Origin of the sequence: Cohnella sp. LGH (genome assembly GCF_017671885.1) — a bacterium.
In the GTDB taxonomy this organism is placed as follows: Bacteria; Bacillota; Bacilli; order Paenibacillales; family Paenibacillaceae; genus Cohnella; species Cohnella phaseoli.
Window position 1 is genome coordinate 5,388,943 of record NZ_CP072117.1, and the last position, 25,418, is coordinate 5,414,360.

A 25,418-nucleotide genomic window follows, 5' to 3' on the forward strand; every position below is an offset into this window, starting at 1 on the left:
CGGAATAAACTGCGGCGTCCGCTGTTCCTGTCCAAATCATATTCGGAGAGGAGGTGTTCGTCAATGGGAGGGACATAACCTGTATCGCCTCTCCTACCCTGCATCCATTCGATTGCGCGAATGGCGAACCAATTCCTCATAGTAACCGCGAAGCTCAAGCAGCCGGGCGTGCGTGCCTTCCTCGACGATGCGGCCGCCGCGCATGACGATGATCCGGTCCGCGTGCATAATCGTCGACAGCCGATGAGCAATGACGATCGTCGTGCGATGCTCCGAGACGACGCGAAGCGCGTTCTGAACGAGCTGCTCGGTGTGGGAATCCAGGTTGGCGGTCGCTTCGTCCAAAATCAGAATTTTCGGCTGGAACACGATAATTCTTGCGAAGGAGATAAGCTGGCGCTCTCCCGCGGACAGCCCGCTCCCCCGCTCCGACAGACGGGTGTCGTAGCCGTCTTTCAATTTGCCGATCAATTCGTCTGCGCCGACAAGCCGACAGGCGCGCGCAACCTCTTCACGCGAGATCGATTCATCGAACATCCTCACGTTGTCGACGATACTGCCGGAGTACAAATAAGGCTCCTGCTGCACCAACCCGATCAATCTGTTCAGCCGCTCCTGGGCAATGGCCCGCACATCCGTCCCGTCCAGCGTAATGCTGCCCTGGCGAACGTCGTAGAAACGGCACAGCAGACCGATCAGCGTGCTCTTCCCGGCCCCTGTGGCGCCGACGACGCCGATCATCTCGCCCGGTTCGATGCGCAAGCTGAGATCGTGAATAACCGGCTGCCCTTCCTTGTAGTAGAACTGCACGCGATTGAATTCAATCCGTCCTTGAACCGCTTGCGACTCCATATCGACGGGCTTGGCCGCATCCCTCACTTCCGGCTCTGTAGAGAAAATGCTCCAAATGCGGTTCGCCGACACGGTCGCCGACTGCAGGGTGTTCCATTGCTGCGTAATCGTGCTGATCGGCTGAAAGAACAGACGAATATAAGTAATGAACGCATACATAACCCCGAACTCGATATTGCCGTGAAACACCGCGTTCCCGCCCAGCCAAGTCACGAAAGCGACGGCCAAGCCTCCGAGAATATCGAAGGAGCGGTTAAACAAAACGTTGGTGCTCACTTCCTTAAGGTTGGCTCCGAAATAAGCGCGATTGCGATCGGAAAATCGACTCTTCTGTTCCTTCTCCTGATGAAACGCCTGAATAAGGCTCATTCCGGCCAGGTTTTCCGCAGCAAAGGCAATGAGCCGGGACAAAGCCGTTCTCGTGTTCTGGTACGTCTTTCTCATATGCCGGCGGAAGCCGATCGCAATCAGAAAAAGCAGCGGAATCAGAATCAGGCAGTACAGCGTCAGCTCCGCGTCGAGATGGAACATGACGGCGACAATGAAGATCAGCGTCATTCCGTCGCGCATCAAGCTCAATAAAACTTGGGAGAAAAATTGGTTGAGAGATTCGGTGTCGCTGGATACGTGAGTAATCAGACTGCCGCTAGGCGTACGGTCGAAATACGATATCGACAATCGGGTAATATGACGGAACAGGTCCTTGCGAATGCGGGCGATAATGCTCTGGGAAGCGTATTGCAGCACATTGTTCATCAAGTAGCTGAACACGAACCCGAGCACCGACAGCAGCAAATACACCCCGCAGATGATCAGCAGCATCCGAAAATCGTTCTTGCCGGCCATAATGTTGTCGTCAATGGCGACTTTCACCAAATACGGCTGAAGCAAATCGGCCGCAACCGCGAGCAGTGCCAGGAGAAAAACAAGCGCGAATTGCCGGCGGTGAGGCCTGCCGTAAGCCAGCAGCGAACGCAAGGCCGTCCTCTTGCCGACCTGAGAGCGGGCGTTATTCGGCATCGCGGTTTCCCTCCTCCTGAATGGCATGCAGCAAGGCGTATAGCCCCGGCTGGTCGAGAAGCTGAGCGTGGGTCCCCCGCTGTACAATCCGCCCCTCGTCCAGCACGACGATCTCGTCGGCGTGCTTAAGCGCGCTGATTCGATGCGCGATCACGATTGTCGTCAATCCTTGGCGCACGGACGAGATCGTCTCGACGATGCGCTGCTCCGTTACGGCGTCGACCGCGCTGACGCTGTCGTCCAGAATCATAATCGGCGCGTGCTTGATCAGGCCGCGAGCCAGGCTCGTGCGCTGGCGCTGGCCGCCGGAGAGCGTAATGCCCCGTTCTCCCAGATTGGTCTCAAAGCGATCGGGGAACTCGACGATATTGCCGTAGATTTGCGCCTGCTTGGCGGCCTCCTCCACCTGGTTCATCGCCGAATCTCTTCGATAGAAAGCGATGTTGTCGCGAATCGTCGTGCTGAACAGGAAGCCCTCCTGCGGGACGTAAGCGATCTGACTGCGCAAGCTTTCCAGCGTCAAATCCCGAATGTCGACACCGCCAATCGCAATCGCGCCCTTCGGCGGATCGTACATCCGCAGCAGCAGCTTTACCAGCGTCGTCTTGCCGCTACCGGTCTTCCCTACAATGCCGACGGTCGTGCCGGGCTTGATATCCAAGCTCAGATCGTGCAGCGCCTCAGGCTCGGAATCGGGGTAAGAAAAAGTCAGATGGCGGATGCGGATACCGGCCTGGCTAAGATCGCGCGCCTGAGCCTGCTCCGCCTCCTGAATTTCCCCTTCCTTGGATAGCAGCTCATTGATTCTGTCTAGCGAAGCCCGCGAACGCTGCATCGTATTAATCACTCCGCCGATCTGCTGCAGAGGGTTGACCATCATACGAATGTAAAGGGTAAGCGCGACGAAGTTGCCTAACGAGAGGCGGCCATGGATCGTCAGATAGCCTCCGAAAACGATAGCGACTATGAGCGACAGAGTGCCGAGAAACGGAATAAGCGCCTGAAACAGCGAGGACACGCGGACTAGCTTAAGCTGCTTGTCGTGAACCCGGTCGGCTTCGGCGCCGAAGCGTTCGCTCATAATGCGTTCGACCGCGAACTTTTTGGTCACCCGTATGCCGCCGAACTGCTCCTCCGCGGACTCCGTCATTTTCCCCAGTGCCTCCTGCACGGACAGAGAACGGGAGCGAATAACCGGACCGAAGACGACGACAATCCAGGGAATGGCAAGCAGCGGCAGCACGCTGACCGCAATCAAATATAGCGGAATGTCGCTAAGCAGCATCATCGATACCGTCGAGACGATCAAAATGCTGGAGTTCGTCGACTGGTTGATGCCTCTGGCAAGCGCCTCGCGAACCGCCGTCACATCGTTCATCACGTAGCTAAGCAGCTTGCCTACGCCGTTCCGGGAGTAGAAATGCTCGCCCAGCGTCATAAAATGATCGAAAAGCCGCCCGCGCGTAAAAAACTCGAACATCCGTCCGAGTCTCATCACGATGTATTGTCCGAGTCCGGCGAGAACGCCGAAGGCAAGGGCTACCCCAAGCAGCAGCAAGCCGTAATCGATAATATGCGATTCGGACAGCCCGTTCTGCTTCAACTGGTCGGCAAAGTTGCCGATAATGCGCGGATAGAACGACTGAATAATATTGCCGGCGGTCATAAATGCAATCGCAAGCAGATAATACGGCCATTTTCCTTGTATATATTCAACGAGCACGCGTTGCGACTTCAAACGGCATCACTTCCCCGGGAATTCCTTCATCGCCCATTGTAGACGTTTTCTTAAAGGCGAACAAGGAAGGGACAATGGACGAAAATGCCGTTATTCCGAGAAAACCCCGTCTCTGTTAAGAAGAAACGCTTCATGGCGTTACTCACGCGGGCTGACCGGCAAATTGGCGGAAACGTTCTTGTCGACGATAAACGAGATGGAGGTTCCCCGGCCCGGCAAGCTTCTGATCCGAAGCCCTTTGCCGTACATACGCTTAAGCCGCCGATCCGTATTGATCAAGCCGATTCCCGCCTCCAAATCCGCGCCTGCCTCCCCCTTGCGCATGAGCGGATTTTCGTCCATGCCGACTCCGTCGTCCTTGACCTCAATTTCGGCATAGCTCGCGAAATCAGACACCCGGATCTCAATCACGCCCCCTTCTGACCGTTTCATAACGCCGTGACGGATCGCATTTTCGACCAGCGGTTGAATCGTCAGCAGCGGAATGCGCAAGTCCTTGCATTCGTCTAGCTGCCACGACACGGTCAGACGTTGCTCGTACCGCTCTTGCTCGATCTGAAGATAGGACCGGACGAGGCTCAGCTCCTCTTCGATCGGAACGGGTCCGTCGATATTATGAAGCTTGAACTTGTCCCGCAAATGGTTGCCGAAAGCTTCGAGCATTTTGCGCATGCGATCCAAATCGATCTCGCTCAGCGCACGGATTGCCGTCAGCGTGTTGAATAGAAAATGGGGCTGTATTTGCGCATGAAGCCATGCGGACTCCATTCGCAGACGTTCGCGGAAAGACTTCTTCACATCGGTCAGCGCCTTGACCCGCGATCTCAGCTCCAAAGCTTCCACAGGCTTCGTCACGTATTCGTTGGCCCCCGCCTGGAAACCGAAAGAAATATCCTCGGGCTGACTTCTGGCGGTAAGCAGCAATATCGGCAGCTCGGAGATCGAATAGCGGGCGCGAATCGCGCGCGTCAGCTCATAGCCGGACATTCGGGGCAGCATGACGTCCGACACGATCAGATCCCATTCTTTCTCGTCTAAAATGTCCAGCGCCCGGTTGGCGCTCGTAACCGACGTCATATCGTAGCTCTCGAACGTAAGAATCGATTCGAGCACTTTCAGGTTAACCGGATCGTCGTCAATCAGCAAAATTCTGGGCCGATCCGCGGAAGACAGCCGATCCTCCTCCATCTTAGCCGCAACGTCCCCGAAATCCGCAGACAAAGAAGCGGCTGCTTCCGCCCGAGCGATCGCCGCCGAGGCGGCGGACTTCCGTTCCTCCTCGACGCTGCGCGAATCGGCCAATCTCAGCGAGAAAGTGAACTCCGAGCCCTGACCCGGAATTGAGTCGACCTGCAGCGATTCTCCGTGCAGACTTATCAACTGCTTGCAAATGCTCAGCCCGAGTCCGAATCCTCCTTCAATCCTCGACCGGTCTTCGCCGATCTGTTCATAAGGCTCGAAAATTCGATTCATCGCCTCTTCGTCCATTCCGATCCCCGTATCCGAAACCGATACGAGCACTTTTCCTCTGTCGACCCGCGCGCGAATGGCCACTTCGCCTTCGTACGTGAACTTGACGGCATTGTGAAGCAAGTTAAAGACGATCTGAACGACTCGGTTCTCGTCGGCGTATACTCGAGGAAAATCGTCCGGAATGTCGTTCACCAGCTTGACCGATGTGCCCTCTCGCATCGATTGCAGCATATCCAGCACGCCGGTTGCGACGGAGTGAATGGAAAAGCTGCTGTACTGAAGCCGAGGGGCGTTCTCCTGAAGGCTCATCGCATACAACAAGTCATTCAGAATGAGGGACATTCTGCGCCCGACGGACAGAACGACTTCCAGTTCCTTGACGCTTCTTTCCTGCAGCAGGTACCGCTCTCTCTCCAACACCCCTTGAGAAATATTCAATATGCCATGCAGCGGATTGCGCAGCTCATGGGAGGTATTGGCGAGAAACTGATCCTTCTTCTTGTCCGCATCCTGCAGCTTGGCGGCAAGGCCTTTCATCTCCGCATGGGCTTGAAAATAGCTTTTGAACCAGACGGATGCGTAAAAAGCGGTGGAGAGGATCAAATCGAAAGGGTAGTACATAACTTTGATGCCTGTGAGGATGTCAATGCTCCACCAGAGGGAGTTGTTCGCAAACGCGATCAGAGCGAACAGCAGGGGGACATTGCCCGCGACATCTTTCACGGAAGTTCGAACCATGGAAATGATCGTAACGACAACGGATACAGCGACTACCGCTCCGTACAAGGGCTGTATCGTCAAAATATATGTTGCGGGCAAGAACAGCGCGAACAAAGCAGCCCCGCCGCACAGCAAGGAAAACCACGGGGAGATTCTGCGCCAGAATGCGGGCAGCTGCTGCGACACGCACTGCAGCAGCGAATAGGCGACGCCGGCCATGGACAGATGGACAAACTTAAAACCCCAATCATAATCGACCGGCAAATACTGATGCAGCACCTTCTCGTTGCTGCCGAACGCGTCCATCGTCATTACGCTGAAGGTAAGCAGCGAAAAGAAAAGCAGCTTCCGCTCCCGGGTTCCGATCAAGTAGAGAATAAGCGCATATCCGGCATGAATCAGAAACACGACGGCGGCCAGCCCTTGCAGCGATACGGACAGTTGGGCCTCGCGCGCGATTGCCCCTTCCGTTCCGAGCTTGACGGACCGAATGATGCCGCTTGGCCGAATGTCTTTGTAATTGGCTACCCGCATGATCAGCTCGATCGACCCGGAACGATCCGCAGTGAATGAAGCGACATAGGGCAAGTTTCTTGCCATATAGGTATGCTGACTGTCCGACGGCACCCCGGAGCCGGCCAGCTTGCGGCCGTTGACATACAAAGTCGACGAGCTGCGTACGCTCGGTACGCGAACGCTGAAGGTCGTATCCGTTCCCGGATCGACCCGGATCATTAGCCGATAGGAGCCGTAGCCGAACGGCTGGCCGTCCGGACTTCCGTCTCCGGGCAAATAAGCATTCCAGCCCCCCGGCACCGTAATCTTCAGCGCGTCCGGCCGCGAGCTCTCTCCCCCCGTCAGCCATTGTCCGGAATAAAACTCCCATTGACCGTCCAGCGCGACCATTCCCCGCTCCCAATCCCAGCCGCGTAAATCAAGCAATCCGTCCGCCGCGCGCGGTTGGTCCGTCTGATCGAAATACGAAATCCACGCCATTCGTGCGCCCATGAGCGCCAGCGCGAACAGAACGGCCGCTATCGCGATTTTGCGTTGTGACATACGCTTCAATATCATGGCCAAGGTCAACGAGCTCCCTTATGTCTATATCCTTTTTACTATAAGACTCCCATCTGAAATATTTCTAAAACTGCGGGCAGCCTTGGCCTCGGGTCGTGCAGCAAAGTGACGGCAGAGCGGCAGTAGATCCTCACACGTCGAAATCCCTTGGACTGACGCTGACAATTCGCTTCGACCAGAAATTTCAGGACAGCGCTGAAGACAGCCACGAACACGTCTTTCACACGCTTGGAGCGGAAGCGGCTGAGGGTGCGGAAATCCGGACGTTGTCTGCCGGCAATCCACATGAACATGACGTTCTCACGGACGGCTCTGGCGATCTGTCGCGAAGAGTAATTCCGCTGTGTGTAGGCGTAGAGGATGACTTCGGGGAGCATTTGGGGATGGTAACTATCTTGACCGCCACCGGGGTAAGCGGCAGCAAAGATGCCTTCGTCCAGACGATGCACTGCTTTTTTGCGTTTTTCGTTGTCTCGATGAAAAGAGAGGGGGGATGTATCTCCTGGAGGAGCGGAGCGTTTGCCTTTGGAATCGTGAAATCTCCTTGTTACGACGCTTTAGCGACATAGAATCGCTGATCTTGGTTGATTTATACGATTTTCCCCACAAACGTTCGTCGTTGGAGTCTGAGCCGGGTTGCTTTGTGCGGTTTATCCTACAAACGTCCGCCGTTTAAGCCTGGTTCGAGCTGCGTTGTACGAATTTCCGACTAACTTCCCTGCGTAAACTCATGTGTGCAAATAGATCCGTCGTAAAAGTTTAATATCCAATAAATTGTAAACGTTGTGGGTCATGATTAGAGCGGAAGGAGATAATCTCCCCAGAAACATTAATCGAGATAAAGAATGGCTGCTCATAAGTCACTTATGAGCAGCCCCCTGTTTTCTATCGTGTGAAAATAGGCGAATATGAGACTACTTGCCGGCAGTTTCGACGAGCCAATTGGCCAATTTCTCGATCTGCCCGTAGACGGCGATCGGATCGCGGTACCAGGATTCGTTTTCCGTCCACAGGAAAACGCGGTTGTCGCGAATCGGCGGAAGCTTGCCCCAGATCGGATCGGCTTGAAGCTGCTCCAGCGGCGATGCCGTCGTCAAAATCAGATAGTCTCCCATATAATCGGTTAGCTTCTCTAACGAAAACTCGTAATACGATTCCGCAAGCATGTGCGCGGGAATGTCCGCCGGCGGCTTTGTCTCGAACATCTCGTACATGATCCGCCCGCCGCGCCCGGATTTCGGCCCGAACAGAAATACCGTTCCGTCGTACTCCTGCATGATCGACACCGTTTCCCCCGGCTTAAGCGCGGATTGAACCTGATCTCGCAAGTCCTTGATCCGCTTTTCGAAATCCGCTATCCAGCGCTCGGCTTCTTCCTGCTTGTCCAGTAGCTCCCCGAAGTAGCGCATTTCCTCTTGTATGGACGCAAAAGCGTTATAGGGCACGGATATCGTCGGAGCGATCCGCTTATACTGATCGATCGCATCCTGATTCGGATTGTGCGTGATGATGAGATCCGGCTCGAGGGAAAGCAGCTTTTCCAGCGAATCTCCCACATCCACCACTCCGTCCAGCATGCCTTTGATGTAGGGGCTCGACATCAGAAACGTCTCGGCAGCGATCGGTTTCACATCCAACGCCAGCACCGTGCCGAGATACGAGATCGAGGCCACCCGCTGCGGATGCCGGGGCACCTCCACGTCTCCGAATGCAGTCGACACGATCCGCGTCGCCGGTTCCGTCTCGGCGCTTCCCGAGGCGGACGCTGTCGGACTGGCCGCGCTTCCCGCGGGCTCCGGACTTGTCCCGTTCGCCGCGCTCCCGGTCGCCTGTCCTCCTCCGGAACCGTCCGTCCCCGCGCCGCAGGCGGTTAAAATCATCGTCAAGCAAAGCAGTACAATGGCCGAAAATTTCCTTGTGTGATTAGTCATGCTATACGCTCCGTTCTGAAATGATTGAGAATGAATATCATTACCATTCACATCATACCCGGAGAAAAGCGGCATAACAACGGATGAATTTGTCCAATTCATTGCACTATTCGAAACAATCGAGCGCGAGTATTCTTTACGATACTGCCCGGGCGTGAGGCCGGCCGTTTTTTTGAACATGCGGTTAAAATACATCAGATCGGCATAGCCGACATGGGCGGCGACCTCCTGCAACGTCGATCCGGTCGCATGCAGCAGCTCCTTCGCCCGGTCCATCCGCAATCCGATTACGTAGTCCATCGGACTGCGCCCCGTCTGCTCCTTGAATTTTCGCGAAATATACTGCGGGCTGTAGTTCAACTGCCGCGCCAACTGCTCCAGCGAAATCGACTGCCGGTAATGGCGGGCTAGATGACGGATTACCTGCTCGGCCAACGAAGGCGCATCGGAGCCGAGCACTCGCTGGCGCATAATCGCATGGACGAAACGGATAAAATCGCCCCTAACCTGCAATCGCGACAGCCCGTCGTTCTCTTCCGTCCATCCGTCGAGCATCGAATGAACGAGCTCCAGCAGCTCCAAAGGCTCCTGCGGTACGACGCTCCACATTTGTTTGAATGGATCGGACGTTTGCAGCATCATATGAAATTCCCGCAGCGCGGAAGCCGGCAAGGCGGTTTTATACAAGATCAGATAGACGTCGAGAGCTCCGTCGGTTTTCACCGTTATTCGCCGTCCTTTGCCGACGTGCAGCAGACGGAAGCGCTCGGTTAACCATACGTCGTCGTCCGCCCACAGCTCCCCCCGGCCCTGCGCCGCTAACAGAAAAGCGCTGGACGGCAACGTGTAGCGGTATAGCTCTTCTCCGCGTCCGATCCGTTTTAACCGGACGTCGATAACTCGGACCATCACTTGGTTCCAGAGCTGTATTTGTTCGCGTATATTCATCGAGACCCCGGCATTCAGAAGCGGAAACGGTCATGCCCGACCGCCGCCATATCGGTGACGCCTTCCAAAGCCAAAATATCGCGCTTCATCTGCAGGCCTCCTCTGAAGCCCGTCAACGTGCCGTTAGAGCCGACGACCCGGTGGCAGGGAAGCACGATCGGCAGCGGATTGCGTCCGATCGCCGTGCCGACCGCCCGCACTGCCGAAGCTTTGCCCAACTCGTCCGCGAACTGCTTGTAGGTCAACGTCCTGCCGTAAGGAATCCGGCTTAACCCGGTCCACACGCTCGTCTGGAAAGCCGTTCCCCGCACATCGAGCGGAATGCCAGCGAAGCTGACGGACTCCCCCGCAAAATAGCGCTCCAGTCGCTCGATGATTCCGAATTGCTCGAACAGGCCGCGCGCTTCGGGAAGCTGCGCGTACTCCTCCGTAAAGCCGGCCTGCGCGGCGATTTCCGGCGGATAGATCAACTCGCTGAGTCCCTGCTCCGTCGCCACCAGCGTCCATGGTTGGCCAAAGCCGACAATCGTCTGTCTGTATCTTTTATTTTCGGTCATAGGTTGCTCCTCCTCTGTGTCCGTTACGGTATTCCGTTGGCGAAACGCCCGTTCTCTTGCAAAACCACGCCGTAAAATGCGGGGGGCTGGCATATCCGACCGCTCCGCCGATATCCGCTATGGAGTCGCCGGACTCCAGCAGCAGCTTCTGCGCTCGCGCCAGCCGTACTCGCTCCGTTTTCTCCTGGGGAGAGTAGCCTCTCACCTGCTTGTACACCCGCTGTAGATGATAGGGGCTGATCGCAAGCGAATCGGCAAGCAGCTGCAAAGTCAGCTTCTCGCGGTAGCGCTTCTCGATAATCGCATCCGTCTGCTCGGCCAACACCGCATCCGGCCGAAGCGGTCCGTTCTCCTCGGGCTTGCAACGTTTGCAGGGGCGGTATCCGGCCCGAACGGCCTCTTCGAGAGTGGCGTAAAACGTCACGTTGCCGGCTAACGGCGTTTTGGCCCGGCAGGTCGGACGGCATACGATTTTCGTCGTTTTGACGGCGGTATAGTAAATCCCTTCGTAGGTCGTCTCCCGATTCACGACGGCTTCGTACACGCGATCGAATAATTGTCGTTCCATCCTATCACCTCGCTTTCCTCCCTAGTATAAGGCAAATGAAGGGCCTGTAGTATGGCTCGGCAATAGGTGCGCAACATTTCGACAGAGTCGTTGGGGCTCTTTTTTTTTACAGAATCCGCACATTGGAGTAGAATACAGATATTCATAACAAGTCATAACAAGAAAAGCAGTGATCGAGCAATGAAGCGAACGGCAATGGCCTTAAGAGGACGAGCGGACCTCTTGCTGAATAAACATTTTACGGGAAGGTCGATGGATTACAAGCAAGTGTTCGGCATTACGCTGCCGATTTTCGTCGACACTTCCTTTATCGTTCTGATGAGCATTTTGAACACGGCGATGATCAGTTCCTCCGGCGTCTCCGCGATCAGCGCCGTCAGCACCGTGGACACTCTCAACATGTTTATGATCAGCATCTTCATCGCCATCGCGACCGGCGGAACGGTCATCGTCGCTCAGTACAAGGGCAGCGGGAATCACGCCCAGCTCTGCCGCGCGGCCGCGCAGGCGATCTCAGCGGTGACGTCCGTGGCTCTGCTGATCAGCATCGCAGTCATCTTATTTCATAAACAAACGTTGGGAATGCTGTTCGGCGGGGTAGAGGAGGACGTCTTTCACAAAGCGACGATTTTTCTCGTCGGAAGCTGTATTTCGTTTCCGTTTCTGGCCGTGCAGCAGGCTGTCGGAGGCGTATTAAGAGGCGTGGGGGACACAAAAGCGAGCCTGATCATCTCGGTGATCATGAACCTCGCTTATTTTCTGCTGAACTTCGTGCTTATTAAAGGCTTCGACATGGGCGTCGTCGGCCTCTCGATCTCTCTGATCGCGGCGAGGGCGATCGGCGCGGCCACTTCGTTCGTCTACCTGCTCAAATTCAACCATACTTTGCAATTTACAATGAAACGCCTGTTTAAGCTGGACGCGGGCATTTTGAAAAAAATCATGTTCATCGGACTCCCGTTCGCCGCCGAGCAAATGTTCTTCAACGGCGGCAAGCTGCTGACGCAGACGTTTATCGTTCAGCTCGGCACGCTGGCGCTAACTGCCAACGCCATTGCGGGCTCAATTTCCGGGCTGCTGCAGATCGGCGGCAGCACGCTCGGTATCGCAGTCGTCACCGTCGTCGGACAATGCATCGGCAGCAGGGACATTGAAGATGCGCGCAAATTCATCAAGTCGTTCCTCGGCTTCTCCGTCGTTCTTTTCTTGCTGCTTACGGGCATTATTCTGCCATTGTTCCCGGTGCTGATGCATCTGTACTCGGCTCCGCCCGAGATCGTCTCCGATATTTTCCTGCTGGTGCTGCTGATCTCCATCGCGCAGCCGATCATGTGGGCGCTGAGCTTCGTGCTGCCCTCCGCGCTGCGCGCCGCCGGAGATTCGAAATTCACGTCGATCGCCTCGCTGCTGACGATGTGGCTGCTCCGGATCGGCCTGGGCTACGTTCTGGGCATTTCGCTTGGCATGGGCGTCATGGGCATCTGGCTCGCCATGGTCGCCGAATGGGGCGTGCGCGGCCTCATCTTCGGCTTAAGGTTCAGAGGCGACAAGTGGTATCGGCATAAGCTGGTGTAGCCGACGCGGCCGTCATCGGTGGTCATCTGGGCCTGAAGAGGCGGCATGAAGATCGCGATACTGCTGCGGGCTCATTCCGAGCGCTTTGCGGAAAATCTTCGTGAAATACGGCGCGTAATCGTACCCGGACAGCTTCGCGATCTCGTAAACCTTGTAATCGGGTTGGCGAAGCAGCTCCATCGCCTTGCCCAGACGCGCCTCCTGAATATAGGCGTTCAGGTTAATGCCCGTCGCCTTCTTGAACAACCGGGAGAGGTAGGACGGATTAAGGCGGCTTAGTTCCGCAAGGACGACAAGCGACAGATCTTCTCCTAAATGCTCCTGTACGTATTGCTGAAGGAATAGAATGACGGAATCGACCCGGCTGTCCTTCTCGCTCTGCCGCCAATCGAACAGGAGCTCGGCCAACTGACGCAAAACCTCTCCCGCCCGGTCCGGCGCAAGGGAGGGGTTATGAACGATTTTCGCGTCCGACTCTCGAAGGGAGTTCAGCTTATCCTCCATCTGCCAATCGTGAACGTGCGCGAGCAGCGCCAGTGAGAGCGGATAATAGACGCCCAGAGCGGCGTGTTGCTGGTCGGCTGCGATCGCATGCTCGGCGCTGCGGACGATTTCCTCCAGCAGCTCGAAAAAAGGCTTCCGTTGTCCCGATTCGAGCAAATTGCCCAGCAAATCCAGCTTCTTCACCTGCAGCAGCGCTACATCGTGCACTCTGGTCTTCGGCATGAAGGTCGCGGAGTCCGCATAGCCGGCAATGCTTCCTCTGCCTTCGATCGCGGACAGGCCGGCGATCTCCCTCCTGAGCGCCGCCAACCGGTCCGCGGCCTCCTCCCACCGCACTCGCCTGTCGTCCAGCAGAAAATGCACGGACACGCCGAGCGTCTCCTCGCACGTCTCTAGCGCCAGCTCCAGATTGCCCTTCAGTTGGAAAGCTTCGCCGCTTTCGTCCGACGCTTCGGATGACGTTCCGTCCGAAGCATCGGACAGCGATTCGAGCAGCGTACCGGACGGCGGCTGCGATTCGTATGTCGCCGGCTGCAGCAGCCATACGAGCGTGCCGTCCTCCCATACGAGAAAGGCTTGGGCGTACTTGTCCCCCATATATCGTTCGAGAACAAGATTGATGCGGAAACCGTTCTCGTCCCGGTCGACATCGTCGCCCTCGTTGTCCGCAAGCTCCATGCGACCCAGCAGCAGGCGAAGCTCGCGCCGAGGGTCCATCGGTAACTCCAGCTGTTCGAATCGTCTAACGCGCCGCTCTTCCGTCATTCGCTCGCCGCGCAGAAGCTTGTACACCAGCTCTCTGTGCAGCAGCGGCAAGGCCAGCTTCAATTGACGATCCGCCGTCGCGATCAAATCCTCCATCCGGTGGGTTTCATCGATCTCTGCAATCGCGCCTTGCACCATCTCCAGGATCGCCTCGTAGCCTTCCGTTTTCAGCAAATACCGCACGCCGTCATAGCGAATCGCCTCGTATACGTAGTCGAATGCATCGTGTCCCGTCAGCAAAATCACCTTGCAGTACGGCCACCGCGCCTTGATCCACGATAGCAGCTTCAGTCCGGACATGCCCGGCATGCGAATGTCGGTAACGACGATGTCCATCTTCGTCCGCTGCAGCCAGCCGATCGCCTCGTCGGCGGAATAAGCCTTGTATACGTCCAGCTCCAGCCCCGATTCCAGCATCATGAACTCGTACAACCCCCTGACGATAAAAGGCTCATCGTCCACGATCAGCATCCGTTTCATTGTCGGCTTCCCCCTTCCCTTGCTCGATCGAGCAGATGACGATGCGAACCTGCAGCCCGCCTTCCCTCCCGTGCCGGAAAATCAACCCGCTCGCTTCTCCGAACTTGAGCCGCAGTCGGCGATGAATGTTCAGAATCGCGGTCGTCTCTGAGGCAGGCGCTTCCGAAGTCAACCGTTCGTTCAAACGCACGACGTCGGAATCGGCAAGAGGCGGCCCGTTATCCTCGACGACGATTTCCAGACCGATCTCCGATAGCTGGAACTCCACCGATAATCGTCCATCCGCCTTCTTGTCGGCCAGACCGTGCTCGAAGGCGTTTTCGAGTATCGGCTGCAAAATGAGGCGAGGAACGAGCAGATCGGCGCAGATCGCCGGCAGCTCCTTGAAATCGACCGTCAATCGATTCCAGAAACGCAGACTCTGAATCTCGCAATAGGTTCGGGCATGATCCGCTTCGGCGCTAAGAGGCACGTCGTCCGCCGCATTGCGGGTAATGAACTGGAAGTAAGCGCCGAGCTGGCGGGTAAACTGCTTCACGTTGTCGTAATCCTCGCTCATCGCGAGGTTGTACAGCACGAAATACGTATTATAGAGAAAATGCGGATTGATCTGCGATTGAAGCTGCTTAAGCTCGGCCTGCTGGGTTAATATTTGCTGCTTGTACGCCTGATCGATCAACTGGTTCAAATTGCGCACCATGCCGTTGAAGCGCGTAAACACGAAGCCGTACTCGTCTTCGCGCCGATGCGTGATCTCTACGTTGAGATTCCCTTTCTCCATCTGCCTGAGCGCTCGAATCAGCCTGAGCATCGGCTGCTGGACGAACTTGAACGCCGACAGCATGGAGACAAGCACGATCAGGCCGGCCGCCAAGGAAAAGAGCAGGAACAGCCTCTGGATTCGGTCCGCTTTCTCCGTGAGCGCCTCCTCGCGAACGTATACCGCAAGCGTTGCGCCGAGATAAGAGGACGATTCGTAGACCGCGAAATAATTGCGCCCCTCGTGACGGAACGTCAAAGTCCCGCTTCCGGACAGGTCCGGGCGAGACTTGAGTGCCGAGCCGAACGCGGCGGCCAGCGCCTCGTCGGCCCCCGGCTGCGATACCAGGCTTTGGTCCGGCAGCAGCAGGGACGTTCCCCCGCCTGGACGTACGTCCATCTGCCCGAGCGAAGTGCGGATCCGTTCGATAGACAGCGTCGCGGTCAGCAGATGGACTTTTTTCTCCATGCGGTAACGCACGTCGAGCGGCAGCAGCGCGCGCAAATAAAAATCTCCGCGAAATTGCAGAAGCTGCGCCTTCGAGTCGGTCGATGCGGAATTGAAAAACGCCAGCGCCTCCTCGTCGACCTTCTCAAGCCCCCCGTTGGACGTGACGAACATGTCCGCGGAGGGGATGTAGGCCGTTGCGTTCTTGACGTACAGATTGCTGTTCTCCAGCACGAGCAGCCTCTGCTGCAAGCTGTTGACCGAGCGGTACAGGTCGTAGTCCGACAGCTCGGACACCCGGTTGGCGAGATCGGTTAGATTGCTGTCGTACAGCGTGTTGTACAGCAGCGCATTGATCCGCTGGACCTCGGTATTGTAATTGCTGACGAAAAATCCGACCTGCGATCTCATCGAACGCTCCAGCTCTTCCTTGACGCTGCCGATTCCCCAGTTATAGATGAAAAAAGCGGCAAGGAAGAGCGGCGAGACGATCAGCGCGAAAGTAAGCATGAGACGGGTAAAAATTGACTTTCTCCATGTGAGAACGCTTTCCAAGTTGTCGTCTCCTTCTGTCCCGTTGGAATGGCCGCTTGCTTGCGACTGCCCGTTCATTATAGCAAAACGGCCATCCGAAATTGCTTATTTTTCGCTTGCTTCCGCCTACGCGAACGCAGCCTCGATCGTACCTTCCGCCGCCTCGACGAATGGGACGCCGTTCTTTCTGCCCGCTGTGCCGAAGCCGGTTGCGGTGGCGATAAAGCAGCGGAAATCTTCCGGCGTATCGCGGTTCATGTACAGCTTCCGCTCGACCGCGTCGTAACGGAGACCGTAGTAGGCCCCGAGCAAGGCGTACGAGGACATCGCCCGGCCATACCAGAGCCCGCACTCGTACTCCGCGAACGGATTGCGGACTCGTCCGTCGAACCGGTCGCGGCAGGCCCGCACGATGGCCAGCGCTTCGTCGCGCGCGCCGGTCACCAACAGATGTGAGGCGACCTGATATTCGATGCCGCTCCACACCTCGTGGCTGTATTGCAGCGGCAGTGTCGGCTCCCCGCCGCGCGGCCACGTACACAGCAGCAGACCGCTTTCGCGGCCGAGCGCAAATCCGGGGCGCTGCGGATTGACCTGCCGCGATAAATCCTCGCGGAAATTGTACTTGTATACGCTAAGCAGATGGCTCTTCACCTTCTCCGGATCGAGAATGTCCCCTAGTCCGCATACGGCGGCGAGCCATGCCCCCAGCAGTCCGTCGGCGAGACAGCCCGTACCGTACTGATATTTCGGTCCCTCGCGCTTGAAAATCTCGTAGGCGTCCTCGGAATACTGGACGTTGCCCGCATCGTGGCCGAGCGACGGCAGCTCCGCCCGCAAGCCTTCCCACGTCGTCCGCTGCTCGAAGTATTCGCCGTTGAACAGCTCAACCTCCATATACGCCCTGCCCTTCTCGTACAGCTCCTTGTAGACGGAGCCGTCCTCTCCGAGCGCCTCGCACATAAGCGAAGCAGCCTTCAGGGCGCCGATGTAGATCGAGGAGCACATCGGGTCCGGTCCCCAAAACTCGATATCGTACGTATTGTGATGCGGCTCCACGAGTACGCCGAGACGATCCGGGTCCCAAGCTTCCATGCAGTAATGAAGGCTCAATTTCACTTGCGCCCACACGGAACGCAGCCATTCCAGATCGCCGGAAATTCTCCATTCTCGGTATACCTTCATGACTCCGCCAAGCTGTCCGTCCGCCGCCGCATAATAATTATGAACGGTCGGCACGATCGGCAGCGACAGCCGGAACGCCTGGTGTCCCGTCTCGTCCTGCCCTTCGTTCAGCTCGCTCTCCCGCATGCCGCGTTCCAGCTCGGAGAACAGATGAGGCAACCCCTGCGCATAGTTCCATACGTGCGTACAGGTGCCGTAACAGCTCCCCTCCGTATCGAAGCTGCCCTCCCACGCCCACAATCTGCCGTCCGGCTGGCGCATAACCGTCGGCGACTTCAGAATCGTCAGGTTACCGGCGACGGCCTCCAATATTTCGTCCGGAACGTCGGAACTATACAGGCTGTCGGAGAACAGCTCCGTGCGGCCGCGAAGCTCGTCGTAGCGATCCCGCCAGTACGCCTCCACTTCGCCAATCCCGGCAAACTTGCCGGCATACCAAGGCTGATGCGTCATGTCCTCGAACCCTTCGACGTCCGGGCGGGCTTGGCCGTGCCTTTGATCCGTCCAAGGAACGTACCAGCACAGCCGCAGTCGAATCCGCTGCTCCTCGCCGGGCTGTAAACGCAGCCGGACGTACAGACTTCCGCCCGGTCCCGATCTTTCGCCGCCGTCCTCTTGCTCGCCGTAGGCCAAGCTTCCGCCCGCTTCGATGCTCTTCCACAGCATCGTCAACGCATCGAACCAGATCGGGCCGCGAAACCATTTCGTATGAACGACCGGGTCGGGCCGATCGACCGCGGCGCTAAACGCGCCCTCGAACCACATCTTCCCTTCCGCCGGAGCCTGCGACAGCGCGAAGCCGCCCTCCGTACGCCGCACCTCGGCGCCTCCTTCTCCCAAAGACATGAAATTGTACGCGTGGAACCCGTACGCCATGTCGACGGTTGTCCCGGATTCGTTCCTAAACGTATATTCGAGGCCCGCGACCGGAAGGCTCGAATTCGCGGTATCGGACGGGATGAACGGACCCCATCCCGTCAGCTCTACGCGGATCGGCAGGCTGTCGTCGTCCATTCGGACATGCCCGAAAGGAAACCGCGAGACGAAGGAGCATTCCTGCATCCGGGGGAGGCCGTATGGCCGTCCGTTCTGTCCGCCGGCCGCTCCGCCGTGCGGGCCGCTTCTGGCGTCGAATATTTTCCAGCTCGGCACCGGGCCTTCCAGCACTCTGGCTTCCGGTTTGTCTCCAAGCACCGTCACGGTCGAGAACAGGAGCGGCTGATTGTGCAAATCCGGCTTGCCGCGCAAGGAAACATGCGACAAAGCCCCCGTCCCTTCCAGCCCGAGCATGCCCGCTCCGATGCCGCCAAGCGGATAGACGATCCGTTCGTGGCGGCCGTTCTCGTATGTGCCATTATACTTATTCATATCGTTTCTCTCTCCTAAGACGCCTACCCGGCTGCAAGTTGTTTGTTATCTATATAAGCGAACCAAGGAAACATCGAAGAGATGACCCAATGGAATAGAGAAAGGGAATGGCTTTGTCGCGAGTTTTGGCTTTGAGTTGCTGACCTCTACAGGTCTTATCGTTCAAAGCAACTCAAAACAACCTGTTTGAAGTCGGCAAAGCCATCCCTTTCGGAATGCAATGGGCTTCCCTTTCTTTGGTTCAACCTATAGTACGAAGGCCGGCTTCACTGAATCGCTTCGGCGAATGGCCGACGATTCTTTTGAATTTTTTGCTGAAATAATGAAGGTCGCGAAATCCGACGATCCGTCCGATCTCCGTTACCGTATGCTTTCCTTCCCGCAATAGCCGCTTGGCCTCCTCGATCCGCAACCCGTGCACGTATTCCAGAACGGTTCGCCCGGTATGCTGCTTGAACAGCGAACGAAGATAATTGGGCGAATGATGGACAAGCCCGGCCAGTTCGCCGATGTCGACGGGCCGACGGTACGCGCGGTGCAGATGTTCAAGCACGGCCGGTATGCAGCCGCCGCCGAGGGGATTGCCCTTGCCGTCCATGCTGTCGGGATCAGCGCGTGACAGAGACGACGATCGTCCGGCTTGCCGTCGTTCCCGCCCCGTTGCCCAGCTCGCATCGGTATTCGTATACGCCTGGCGGTCTCCCGGCAATCGCCGTCACGGCCGATTGCGCCCCCGGCGTACAGGCCGTTAGCGTCTGTGTATCGACGAGAACCCCGTTCTCGTACAATCGGTACGTCTCGCCGTTCGTCCCCCACCACAGATTCATGCTCAATTCGAAGCTGCCGTCTCCGTCCCGATTGTTATGCGACAACATCGGTTCGCCGGGCTTCGCTTGCGTCACGACGACGGTATGAACCGGGCTTCGCGCCGTTCCCGAAGCGTTCGTCAGCTCGGCGTAGTAACGATAAGAACCGTCCGTTCTGCCTTGGATCTTCGTCGCGATCGACTGCGCCTGAGGCGAGCGGTCGGCCAATATTCGCGTATCGATCAGCACGTCGTTCTCGTACAGCTTATAGACCGTTCCGTTGTTGCCCCACCACATATTCGCCATTACGGTGTAATTCCCGCCTCTAATTCCCGTATCGCGACCGTTGTCGTCCGACAGCGCGGGCGTGCCCGGCGCCCCTGCCGGAGCGGCCTCGCTTGCGACTTTCCGCACCAGCAGAACCCAGTCGTCCGACGTCGGCGGCTCCGGCACCGGAACCGTTCCCGCGATGTCCGCCTGCATATCGGACAAATTCGCGTAAACGCCGCTCTGCGGATCGAACCATTGCCGACTGTACGTCTCACCTGGGATAAGCTGATGAACCGCGCCCGTATAAGCCGTCGTCCTTCTCGGTAGATACGCGACGACGACCGAGCGGTCGGCGTTCGACTTGTGCCCCGGCTTGTAAGCGTCCGTACCTGTCGGCGCTCCGGGCCAGACGATCGCGTTCGAATCGGGCTCCAATGTATGCCAATCCAGCGCCGTCATAAACTGCTTCATATAAGCCAACTGCTTATCAGTCACGACAAAATCGATCGCTTCGTTCCAAGCGTATTCCGTGCCCGAATAGATGCAATTCGGATGAGTGTCGGTGTTCGTCCAGCAGGGGTACCAGATCCCCTGCGCGCTGGTCGCGAAGCCCGCGCTGCCGCCCATCTGGGACTGCCATGCCGCATGGCGCGTATACCAATCCGGATTGTCCCCGATTTTTTCGAAGTTCGCTTCCGTCTCCACGATCGGCCCCGGCGATCTGGCGTACAGATTTGCCCATGGGTCAGCATTGACGGGCGCCCCGTGGCCGATTTCGTTATTGACGTAATTGAACCAGTCCCCAGAGAAAAAGCCGTAGGTCGTGCCGTAAGGGCTGCCGGTCCAAAAATCCATATTGCTGTTCAGCCGGTCGTACGGATCGAGCTGGTGCAAATATTCGACGACCTGCTCGAAAATCGTCTTGGCGGCGACGTTGCCGGTATACTCTCCGGTCCACAGCACCTCCGTACCGGACAGCCAGTTGACCGGATAGGCGCCGTAACGGGCCAGAATATATCTCGTTATCCGTTTGTAATTGTCCAGTTCGGCGGCATCGTAGAAACCGGTGCTGAAGCCGGGGTTGTTAAAGGAAACGATAAGGCCGCTTTGCGCCAGATACTCCATCTTGCGATCGCCGTCGCGCCAGTAGTCGAGGTTCATCGTCGTGAAGGTGTCGTCGAGCCACGGACAAGCTTCTCCCGCGAAGCACCAGCCCGCCGGTATTTGCGCGAACGGCGACGTCTGCACTACATTGTATCCGCTAGCAACGTTGCGGTCCGTGATGCCCTTGAACTGCGAGTCGAAGCGCGAATCGTTCGAATCGTCGTAGCGTTCGCCCTTAAATATCCCCCAGCGGGTATAGCCAAGCCAGTAGAAAGGCGTTCCGTCCGTATACGTGATATAACGATCGTTGCCGCTCGGCTGCAGCGCCCAGCCGTGCTCGTAGCTGTCCAGCGTCCCGGTATAGGCGGTCACGTCAATCGTCCCCGTCTGCCCGTCCAGTCCCGTATCGCCCGGATTCGTAGAGGACGTCTCATAAGTCCACTCCCCGACCTGATTCGGAGCGAAGCGAATTTTCCAAGTCGAATCGCCGTCCCAGAAGCCGGGCATCGTCATTGTCGTCATATCCGGCGCGGTGAAGGTCGCCTCGACGTCCACGTCCTTGTAGGGATTGAGATAAGCGTCTTCGGCCGTCAATGTAATCTCGACCAGATTCCATTCCTCCACGGCAAGCGGCGAGGCGCCGCTCTCCTTGGCAAACCCGAGCAGCGCCAGCAGAGCCAGCGCGATCAGCGCCCCGGCTACAATGGCCTTCCGCCCCACGTCCCGTACGAATGCAAGCCTTGCGATCTTCCCGTTGTCCATCATTTCAATCCTCTCCCTTGACAATGGATTAACGTTCCTCGTTCGACAACCGTAATTCGCCTCGCTCTTGCCGGCTTCCGTGCCGCATTACCACATCCAGAGATTGGCAGCCTCTCCGTCCGGCGGGCTTCGCAGCGCGGCCAGATATAAACGGCTGCCGCGAGCCGAAAGCTTGACGAGCAGCTTTTCGATCGGCCCGCTTCCTGCGCTCCGGTCAGGTTCATGCTCCTGCTTCCAGGGCCGGACATACCATGCCTTCTCTCCGGTCAGCCGTTCCAGATCGTACTGCTCCGTCATCGGCTCGGAGGAAGGATTGAAGACAAATATCAGCGCCTTCCCCTCTTCCGGCCACACATGCGTAAACACAATCTCCCTACGGCCCTCGTGAAGCAGCGGCTGACGGGGGCGGACAGACCGGCCGCCCGGCGCGAGCATTCGAAACAGCTCGAGCCTGTCGGACGGAAGCTCGTGCAACGGATCGGAAGTATAGATCGCGCCGCCGGACACAGCCTGAAGCAGCGCGAGCGATTCCAGCTCCGAGCCATTCATATGGATATGGAAATCGCGCAACAGCACGGCGTCGGGATCGTTCTGCCACAGCAGACCGTTCATGTAGCTGCAGCCGGACACTTGCCGGATCATGTTCTCCGGCCCGAACGGCTTGCCGTTCCATTCCGCTCCGACATCGTCGCCGATCCGCATCGCATCGGCGTAGCCGACGAAGGGCAGGAACGGGGCGATGCATCCGATCCAATAGCTTTCTTCGCCGATTTCTTCGCGAATTGCTTCCAACAGTCCGCGGAAATACTGCACGGAAGTCAGCCCGGGCGTATGCCGCCTGACCTTCGCGCTGTCCTGGATGCCCCACAACATGAAGTCGGTCTTGAACAGCAGCGCCCCTTGCCCGCGGAAGGCGCGAAATACACCGCGTATATAATTCATCGCCTCCGGATGGCTCGTATCGAGCACATAGTATTCTTCGTCGGCATACCCCCAAGCCTTCGGCTCGTTATAGCAGCGCCATTCGATCACGGGCAATCCGGCCGAGTCGCGCAGCACCCAATCCGGGTGTTCCCGGTACAGGCGGCTGCGGTTGCCGACCATAAACGGAGCGATCCAGATTCCGGGAGCGTACCCGCTGTCCGCGATATCGGCGAAGGCCGGGCCCAGCCCGTCGGGCCACAGCTCGTTCGATTCCAACCAATCGCCCGCGGAAGGAAAATAACCGGCGTCGATCTGAACGGCTTGCAGCGGAACGGAGGGACCGAGCGACGAAAAGGCGGGCAAATATTCGCGCAGCAGACGATGCGAGAAACGATGGTACCAGTAATACCACGAGCACCAATGGTACGCCGGCTTCCGATGCGTCCTGGCGCCCATGGCCGCGCCGATCGAGCTGGCCGCTGCAGACAGCGCCGGCTCCAGATCCGTAAATCCCCTCAGAACAATGTCCGGTAGCCGAACTCCCGCTCCTTCCGCCAGCGGAACCTGCTCCATCCGAAAGCCCGCCGACAGCACCGTTTCTCCCTCTTCGCCGCCGAAAGTCTGAAGCCGATATCCGTGCACGTACGTATCGTGCTTATCCGCATAACAGCTCAAGTATTGGTCTTCGCTTCCCAGAACGGCCAATCCGTAGCTTTCCGTCCTGCCCGACGGCTGCACCGCCAAGCGGTCCGCGGCGACCAGGCCGGTAGCCGCGCCCATGCCGAAGCCTTGGCGATAGACGGATCGGAACGATTCCACCCTCGCTTGGAACAATGGATAGAACCAATGCGGAGCGGCCGGGAAGCCGTGCAGCTCGGACGAGATCGCCATCCCCGCGCCGTCCGTTGCATCCGCGATTCGAATCACGATCCGTCTGCCCTTTGTAGATGACAACCCCTCTTGACTGCCCAGCGTGTAGCTCGCCTGGCAATACCCGCTGCCTCGCGTCACTTCGACATGGACGGGACGCAGAGGCCGTCCGTCTACGCCCGGAAAGCAGTCGGTCAGCCGGATCCGTCCGGCCGCGATATCGAAGCTTCCATCGTCGTACATGTTTACGTTAACTTTCATTGTCGCCCCCCTATCGCGCGCTCACTCTTTTACGCTGCCAAGGACGATTCCCTTGACGAAATATTTTTGAAGGAACGGATACAAGCACATGATCGGAAGCGCCGCCAGAAAAATCTGCGCAGCCTTAAGCGTCCTGTCGGACACCGCCATCAAGTTCGCCAACTCCTCCTTGCTCGCATGGGCGAGCGCGCTGGCGTCGAAGCTGACGACCTTCGTCTGCAAGTAGGTTTGCAGTGGATAATGCTCCGGCCTCTTCATTAGAATCAAGCCGTCGAACCAGGAGTTCCAGTGACCGACGCAGGTGAACAGCACGATCGTCGCCAGCGCGGGCTTTGACAGCGGAACGAGTATCCGCCATAGAATCGTCCAATGTCCGGCGCCGTCCACGAAGGCGGATTCCTGCAGTTCCTTCGGCAGCTGACGGAAGAAATTCAGCAGCAGAATGCAGTTGAACACCGGAACGGCTCCGGGCAGCACCAGCGCCCAGATCGAGTCCATCAGCTCCAGCTCGCGAATCGTCAAGTACCACGGAATCAGTCCTCCGCTGAATAGCATCGTGAAGAATAGAAACCACGCGTACCATGTCCGGTACCGGAATTCCCGGATTTCCTTGGACAGCGGATAAGCGACCAGAATCGTCAGAAACATGTTGATCAGCGCACCGAGCGCGACTCTCTGCAGGGACACCCAGTAGGAAGACAGCAGCAGCTTGTCTTCAAAGGCGTACAGGTACGAACGGAATGTAAAATGGACGGGCCACAGCTTCACTGCGCCGGACGCCGCGTAGGCGCTCTCGCTGAGCGACACTGACAGCACGTTGACGATCGGCGCCACGCAGACGAGGGCGGCCGCAATCAAAAACAGGTGGTTGAATACGTTAAAGACGGATTCGGCTTTGCTTCGATGCACGATCATGGCCCCTTTCGTCAGAAAATTCTGTAATTTGCAAACCGGTAAGCGCACAGGTAGGAAACGACGATGAAGCAGGTCGAGACGACCGACTTGAACAGTCCTACCGCGGTGGCTACGCCGTATTGCGCATCGAGAAGGCCAAGTCTGTACACGAGCGTATCGAGAATGTCCCCCGTCCGATAGACGACCGGACTATATAAATTAAATACCTGATCGAAGCCGGCGTTCAGCACGTTGCCGAGACTGAGCGTCATCATAAGCACGATGATCGGAGCCATCCCGGGCAGCGTAATGTGCAGCGTCTGCTTGAACCGGCTAGCGCCGTCGCAGAGGGCGGCTTCGTACAAGGAAGGATTGATCGACGTTATCGCCGCCAGGTAAATGATTGTGCCGAAGCCGAACTCCTTCCAAACGTCGGACAGGACGAGCACGTACGGGAACATGCGCTCATTGCCGAGGAAAAAAATCGGCTCGATCCCGAACGTCCCAAGCAGGCTGTTCAGCAAGCCGCCGGAAGGGGACAGGATATCGATCATAATGCCCCCGAGAATGACCCAGGACAAGAAGTGCGGGAGATAGATGAGCGTCTGGATCGTGCGCTTGATCTTGTTTCCGACGATTTCGTTGAGCAACAGCGCGAACGCGATCGGGGCGATAAGCCCGGCGACGATCTTCATAAGCGAAATGTAAACCGTGTTCCACATGACCTGCCCAATGCCGGGCATGTTCATGACGTATTTGAAATTGTCCCATCCGACGAAGGGAGAACCGAAGAAGCCCTTGCTCGGATTAAAGCGTTCGAAGGCCAGCACGATCCCGACCATCGGCAAGTAGCTGAACAGAATCAGCAGCACGATCGCCGGCAGCATCATCAGATGCAGCGGGCCTTCCCGGATTTGCCTTTTCCGTCTGATTGAAGTCGAAGAAGCTTCTGTCATCGTTATCATCCTTTAATTCCAAGTCGCGGGGGAGGAAAGGTGTCTCCTCCTCCCTCCGCCTATACTGTC

The 25,418-nt window shown here is 57.3% G+C and carries 16 protein-coding genes; 1 reads left to right on the forward strand and 15 read right to left on the reverse strand.

The genetic code is table 11. From position 1 onward, the window contains the following. Positions 1 to 93 precede the first annotated feature (93 nt). The 7 genes from J4772_RS23065 to J4772_RS23095 all read right to left on the reverse strand — a co-directional run bounded on the left by J4772_RS23065 (position 94) and on the right by J4772_RS23095 (position 10,884). Entirely contained in the window at positions 94 to 1,872 is a 1,779-nt protein-coding gene (locus J4772_RS23065; RefSeq protein WP_247740823.1) for an ABC transporter ATP-binding protein, read from the reverse strand. Next, complete coding sequence (locus J4772_RS23070) at positions 1,862 to 3,610, reverse strand: ABC transporter ATP-binding protein (protein ID WP_209071559.1); 1,749 nt, start codon at positions 3,608 to 3,610, stop codon at positions 1,862 to 1,864. Before J4772_RS23070 ends, J4772_RS23065 begins: the two co-directional genes overlap by 11 nt. A 138-nt stretch (positions 3,611 to 3,748) precedes the next feature. Further along, a complete protein-coding gene (locus J4772_RS23075) occupies positions 3,749 to 6,877 on the reverse strand; it encodes a hybrid sensor histidine kinase/response regulator (protein ID WP_247741214.1) in 3,129 nt (1,042 codons plus the stop codon). Between the two features lie 41 nt (positions 6,878 to 6,918). Then, positions 6,919 to 7,257 (reverse strand): transposase, encoded by a 339-nt coding sequence (locus J4772_RS37120; protein WP_247741215.1) that lies wholly within the window; start codon positions 7,255 to 7,257, stop codon positions 6,919 to 6,921. A gap of 537 nt (positions 7,258 to 7,794) precedes the next feature. Further along, entirely contained in the window at positions 7,795 to 9,759 is a 1,965-nt protein-coding gene (locus J4772_RS23085) for an AraC family transcriptional regulator (protein WP_209071560.1), read from the reverse strand. A 14-nt stretch (positions 9,760 to 9,773) separates the two neighbouring features. Then, the gene (locus J4772_RS23090; protein WP_116065304.1) at positions 9,774 to 10,316 is read right to left on the reverse strand and encodes a methylated-DNA--[protein]-cysteine S-methyltransferase; all 543 of its coding nucleotides are present in this window, start codon (positions 10,314 to 10,316) and stop codon (positions 9,774 to 9,776) included. After that, positions 10,303 to 10,884: a bifunctional transcriptional activator/DNA repair enzyme AdaA gene (locus tag J4772_RS23095; RefSeq protein ID WP_116065303.1), complete on the reverse strand. Its 582-nt coding sequence runs from the start codon at positions 10,882 to 10,884 to the stop codon at positions 10,303 to 10,305. Before J4772_RS23095 ends, J4772_RS23090 begins: the two co-directional genes overlap by 14 nt. A 180-nt stretch (positions 10,885 to 11,064) precedes the next feature. Here J4772_RS23095 and J4772_RS23100 point away from each other — a divergent pair, with 180 nt between their 5' ends. After that, complete coding sequence (locus J4772_RS23100) at positions 11,065 to 12,459, forward strand: MATE family efflux transporter (protein ID WP_116065302.1); 1,395 nt, start codon at positions 11,065 to 11,067, stop codon at positions 12,457 to 12,459. Between the two features lie 12 nt (positions 12,460 to 12,471). Here the strand turns inward: J4772_RS23100 and J4772_RS23105 are convergent, their stop codons facing one another. The 8 genes from J4772_RS23105 to J4772_RS23140 all read right to left on the reverse strand — a co-directional run bounded on the left by J4772_RS23105 (position 12,472) and on the right by J4772_RS23140 (position 25,349). Beyond that, positions 12,472 to 14,208, reverse strand: a complete 1,737-nt coding sequence (locus J4772_RS23105; protein WP_209071561.1) for a response regulator — start codon at positions 14,206 to 14,208, stop codon at positions 12,472 to 12,474. Then, positions 14,180 to 15,970, reverse strand: a complete 1,791-nt coding sequence (locus J4772_RS23110) for a sensor histidine kinase (RefSeq protein WP_209071562.1) — start codon at positions 15,968 to 15,970, stop codon at positions 14,180 to 14,182. Before J4772_RS23110 ends, J4772_RS23105 begins: the two co-directional genes overlap by 29 nt. 105 nt (positions 15,971 to 16,075) lie before the next feature. Further along, on the reverse strand, positions 16,076 to 18,502 hold the full coding sequence (locus J4772_RS23115; RefSeq protein ID WP_209071563.1) for a GH116 family glycosyl hydrolase: 2,427 nt from the start codon (positions 18,500 to 18,502) through the stop codon (positions 16,076 to 16,078). A 241-nt stretch (positions 18,503 to 18,743) separates the two neighbouring features. Beyond that, positions 18,744 to 19,100 (reverse strand): helix-turn-helix transcriptional regulator, encoded by a 357-nt coding sequence (locus tag J4772_RS23120; protein WP_209071564.1) that lies wholly within the window; start codon positions 19,098 to 19,100, stop codon positions 18,744 to 18,746. A 10-nt stretch (positions 19,101 to 19,110) separates the two neighbouring features. Continuing rightward, entirely contained in the window at positions 19,111 to 21,447 is a 2,337-nt protein-coding gene (locus J4772_RS23125) for an apiosidase-like domain-containing protein (protein WP_209071565.1), read from the reverse strand. An 84-nt stretch (positions 21,448 to 21,531) separates the two neighbouring features. Further along, entirely contained in the window at positions 21,532 to 23,499 is a 1,968-nt protein-coding gene (locus tag J4772_RS23130) for a glycoside hydrolase family 36 protein (RefSeq protein WP_209071566.1), read from the reverse strand. Between the two features lie 21 nt (positions 23,500 to 23,520). Beyond that, positions 23,521 to 24,414 carry a carbohydrate ABC transporter permease gene (locus J4772_RS23135; RefSeq protein ID WP_116065295.1) on the reverse strand — a complete coding sequence of 298 codons (894 nt, stop codon included), beginning with the start codon at positions 24,412 to 24,414 and terminating at the stop codon, positions 23,521 to 23,523. 11 nt (positions 24,415 to 24,425) lie between these two features. Continuing rightward, entirely contained in the window at positions 24,426 to 25,349 is a 924-nt protein-coding gene (locus J4772_RS23140; RefSeq protein ID WP_209071567.1) for an ABC transporter permease, read from the reverse strand. Positions 25,350 to 25,418: the final 69 nt, after the last annotated feature.